This window comes from Moorena sp. SIO4G3, assembly GCF_010692305.1.
Lineage (GTDB): Bacteria > Cyanobacteriota > Cyanobacteriia > Cyanobacteriales > Coleofasciculaceae > Moorena > Moorena producens_A.
In genome coordinates this window covers 11,187-13,934 of the sequence record NZ_JAAHIG010000242.1, presented here as the reverse complement: position 1 = coordinate 13,934, position 2,748 = coordinate 11,187, and the positions used below count along the sequence as shown (strand labels likewise).

At 36.6% G+C, this 2,748-nt stretch carries 3 protein-coding genes; 2 read left to right on the top strand and 1 reads right to left on the bottom strand.

The window, feature by feature from the left end; translation table 11 throughout:
• Nucleotides 1–273, bottom strand: a 273-nt coding sequence (locus F6J99_RS30640) for a transposase family protein (RefSeq protein ID WP_293118592.1), incomplete at its 3' end; no start/stop codon positions are given.
• 241 nt (nt 274–514) lie between these two features.
• Here F6J99_RS30640 and F6J99_RS30635 point away from each other — a divergent pair.
• Complete coding sequence (locus F6J99_RS30635; RefSeq protein WP_293118590.1) at nt 515–640, top strand: hypothetical protein; 126 nt, start codon at nt 515–517, stop codon at nt 638–640.
• Between the two features lie 440 nt (nt 641–1,080).
• Complete coding sequence (locus tag F6J99_RS30630) at nt 1,081–2,559, top strand: NAD(P)/FAD-dependent oxidoreductase (protein ID WP_293118588.1); 1,479 nt, start codon at nt 1,081–1,083, stop codon at nt 2,557–2,559.
• Nucleotides 2,560–2,748 lie beyond the last annotated feature (189 nt).

The following is a 2,748-nucleotide window of genomic DNA, read 5'->3' as shown; positions in this document are numbered from 1 at the left end:
TCTCTCGAATATTTTTGGGTTGATACGCAACTCCATAGGAGACGCTGCGCGAACAAACACTCGGCGAAATGTGTCTGCACTTGGGATACCTTTAGGTAAAGCTAAAAATTGCTCTAGCCATTCATATTTACTTAATCCATAATTTTCCATATCCTCCCATCCCTTGGCTCCTGCAATTACTGATAGTATTGCGATGATTAAAATATCTGTTAACAAATGGACACGTGTTCTAGCCACACGGGGGTCTTCTATCTCGCTGAAAATTAATGCCATTTTTTCAGTTAACGCAGTCGCTTTAGCTACACTTAAAGCTTTCGAGTTTAATTTCGAAACTGTTCGAGATTGAAAACCAAAACCCCATGAGACTAACCCTAATCTAAAGTAGACGCAATGCTAATCACGATACTACTTAACATCATTAATACTCAAACTGGCTTTACTTATACATATATTAATCAATAAAACTGTACTTTTTTATACAAAATTAGATGCGCTTACCCTGAGTAAATTAGCGATGCAGCGCGGTCTTGGGGGTTTCCCCCATGAGCGACTGCATCAAGACAATGTCAAGACTATTTGGTCTTCAATTGATAATTTTTGTCCAGCACCTCCCCCAGGCTTTATTAGCCGGACTTTTTGATTTTCAATTTTTTCTTGATGTTGACGATGTAATAACTTGGCTTGTTCTATCAGTTGAGATAGTTGCTCATAATTTAATCAAGCGCAATCTTTTTGTTTGTTTAGGATTTTTCTGGATGTAATCCCAAGTGTAGCTCATGGTTTTTGAGGTTGATAAAAGTGGTAAATTTTATATTATTTTACCATAAATTTGTTTTTTGGAGAGGTCTAATTATTTTTGGGGATATTGATATTAATTCATGTTAACATCTTTTTGACATTTTATGGTTTAGATTTATCTCTAGACATAGATTATTGCTAAAGGAAGGATTACCATAATTATTTTTATTGACATTGAGGTTAACTCATGTTATCATTTTATTGAAATTTTCTTATGCTTGAGATTTATCTCTAGACATAGATTATATGCAAATGTAAATATCGAAATAAAAAATCAAACGAATGTTTTCCAAAACAACTAATCTAAAAATAGAAAAAATGCAAGTAGCTATTATCGGTGCAGGCATGGCTGGTATCTGCATGGCTATTAAACTTAAAAAAGCCAAAATAAATTTCGTTATACTAGAAAAATCCTCTGGAATTGGAGGGACTTGGCGGTATAATAACTACCCAGGATGTGCCTGTGACATTCCCGCTCATTTATATTGTTACTCTTTTGAGATGAAACATGATTGGAACCAAGTTTATCCCTCTCAGCCAGAGATATTGAAATACTTACAACACTGCACACGTAAATACAATATTTATCCCCATATCCGTTTTAATCAAGAGGTGATTAGCGCCCATTTCAATGCCCAAAATTGCCTCTGGTATGTTGAAACAGCTGAGAAGGAAACTATAACTGCTAACATACTGATTAGTGCCTGGGGAGGTTTAAATTTACCCAAATTACCGAATTTGGCTAGCTTGGAAACCTTCAAAGGAGTCTCGTTTCACTCAGCTAGATGGAATCACAGCTTTGATTTAACTGATAAAACTGTGGCAGTTGTAGGAACTGCAGGCAGTGCAGTTCAATTTATCCCAGAAGTTGCCAAAAAAGTGAAAAAACTATTGATTTTTCAAAGAACTCCGAACTGGATTTATAACCGAGACGATAGGACTTATTCAGCCCAGATGCAATGGTATTTTAAGACTTTTCCTATTCTGATGCAACTGTACCGGGGATTACTATACTTACGTAATGACTTAATCATTATTCACCTATTAACTACTGGAAGTTTGATCGGTAAGTACCTGCGAAAACAATTGGAAAAACGCATACATCAGGAAATTAATGACTCCCGAGTACGGGATGCGGTTATGCCCAGCTACCAACCAGGTTGTAAACGAATTTTATTTAATAACGACTTTTATCAAACCCTGAACCGAAATAATGTAGAATTGATTACAGATAAGATAGAAAGCATAACTAGTGATAGTCTGGTTACCGAACCAGGAAAGGACTATAACGTTGATGCTATTATCTATGCTACAGGATTTAACTCTTTGTCCTACAAAAAAATAGATATACGTGGTAAAAACGGAGACAGTCTAGCGGAGATATGGGGCAACGAACCAGAAGGGTATCTTGGTATTTCTGTTCCCAATTTTCCTAACTTTTTTAGTCTTTTAGGACCGAACACTCTTTTGGGTCATAGCTCAGTCATATTAATGGTAGAGTGCCAAGTTAATTATATTATTGGCTGCTTGAATAAAATGCTCAGAGAAGACTGGAAATCTCTGGAAGTCAAGGAAGAACCAATGAAACGTTATTATCAGGATTTATGGAAAACTATGGAAAAGAAGGTGTGGACAAAAGAAAACTGTATGAGTTGGTATCAAAATAAAGATGGCAAAGTATTCGCTTTGTGGCCTGGTAATACTATCCAATATTGGTGGGCTACAAGAAAACCAGTTTTTGATGACTATATTTCTACCTAGCCTAGTTGCGATCGCTCTTAGCGGAAGCTTCGCTTCATCGCGTAGCGGCTCTTTGAAAGCATCGCTTTTTTTGACCAAATCCTGTAAACTCGGCCAGGTAGTCTTAACCACAGATAACTACTTTGGCATACGATAACATATGTAAATATCTCGCCGAAAACTATCCAGCTGATTTGGTCAGGTGGCTTC

What these genes read in the sequence shown, in the direction of transcription:
- F6J99_RS30635 (WP_293118590.1), top strand. Translation starts at nt 515, where the DNA reads ATGCAGCGCGGTCTTGGGGGTTTCCCCCATGAGCGACTGCATCAAGAC.
- F6J99_RS30630 (WP_293118588.1), top strand. Translation starts at nt 1,081, where the DNA reads ATGTTTTCCAAAACAACTAATCTAAAAATAGAAAAAATGCAAGTAGCT.